This is a genomic window from Hungatella hathewayi WAL-18680 (genome assembly GCF_000235505.1).
Lineage (GTDB): Bacteria > Bacillota > Clostridia > Lachnospirales > Lachnospiraceae > Hungatella_A > Hungatella_A hathewayi_A.
The window spans coordinates 1-1,393 of record NZ_JH379035.1; the positions used below are offsets into that span (position 1 = coordinate 1).

A 1,393-nucleotide genomic window follows, 5' to 3' on the forward strand; every position below is an offset into this window, starting at 1 on the left:
ACTTCCACAGCCATCCAAGCTCCAAATCCTCCTCCAGCTGGTATCTCCCATTCAGGTTATATTCTTCGCTCTCCTCATCCAAAGGTACTGCTCCAGTTCCTCCTCCGTATAGATCAGTATCTTTCCCGGTCTTAGCGCTGGCTGTTCCGACGCTTGGGCCACATATCCAATCCCTCCCACAGCAAGAACGCAGACAATCCCTATGATCAAATACTCCAGACGGTCCTTCCCTTTCGTTTTTGAATGCAATCTAAAATGGCTCATCCTGTATTCCTCCGACTTTTATCCTTCCATCCCTGAATCTCTTATCCCATCTACCGCCCGGCCCTGGCGATCCATATCACCATCTGCCGCCCGGTCCTGGCTAATCCATATCACTATCTACCACCCGGCCCTCACAATCCATATCACCCGGCCAAGCACCGCTTCTTCCGGCACGGTCCCGATATTGTTGTCGCGGCTGTCAATCGACACGGTCCTGTTATCCCCCAGCACCAGGTACTGTCCATTCATCACTGTCAATGGCAACCCCATCTCATCCTCCGCCTTCTCTTGATCCCCATCCGTCAGCGTCACATAGTCCTCTCTCACCTGAACCCCATTGACTATCACACAACTTCCCGACGCATTGATTTCCACCGTGTCCCCCGGAAGCCCGGCTATCCGTTTCACCATGCTTTCCCCATCCTTCTCAAACACCACCACTTCATCCCGCCGCATCTCTTTCCCTATCCGGCTGTACACAATCCAGTCCCCATCATTTAAATAGGGATACATGGACATCCCGGACACCCTGTCGACCCCAATCAGAAAGACAAACAGTCCTCCCACACTCAGCGCCACCGCCAGAATCACCGCCGCCATCCGGATAGCCCTCCTTCGTCGTCTTGCGAAATATCTCCGCATTTCGACGCGGACACGGCCGCGCATCTGTTTCTCCAGCTTCCGAAGCCTGTCCTGGCCGGACGCGCCGACAGCCTGACCCGTTTCCAGGGATTTCACAATCTCCCAGAGGTAACAGATCATCTGCCCCTCCTCAAAACCGCCGAACCAAACCGTGCGGAAATGGGATGCCCGTTTCTCTTTTTTCTCCCGGCTTTTCCGCTGGCTCTTACGGGATTTCCCTCTGCTCTCGGCCATTTCCACGGACTGGCACCTCTCTTCACTTCATAATATCTACTACGTGGTAATTGACCGGAATCACAAAGGCAGAAAGCAGAGTTTTCCTTGTAATTTAAATGGATTTGAATGCTGAAATAATCAACTATTTGAATTTAGAACATGATTTTTCGGAGAACAGGACCCTGCCTCCATAAATGACTGCATGACAAACAGGCGATTCAGGCCCCAAAAGCCCCATCACCAAAATTCATACCCACATACCCACATTTTT

General features: G+C 51.8%; 2 protein-coding genes. Both read right to left on the reverse strand.

The features are described from left to right. Positions 1–51: 51 nt before the first annotated feature. Entirely contained in the window at positions 52–264 is a 213-nt protein-coding gene (locus HMPREF9473_RS25780) for a hypothetical protein (RefSeq protein ID WP_006783161.1), read from the reverse strand. A gap of 117 nt (positions 265–381) precedes the next feature. Continuing rightward, the gene (lepB, locus tag HMPREF9473_RS25785) at positions 382–1,146 is read right to left on the reverse strand and encodes a signal peptidase I (RefSeq protein WP_006783162.1); all 765 of its coding nucleotides are present in this window, start codon (positions 1,144–1,146) and stop codon (positions 382–384) included. Between the last annotated feature and the right edge of the window lie 247 nt (positions 1,147–1,393).

Coding starts and splice junctions, on each gene's coding strand:
- HMPREF9473_RS25780 (WP_006783161.1), bottom strand. CDS start 264: ATGAGCCATTTTAGATTGCATTCAAAAACGAAAGGGAAGGACCGTCTG.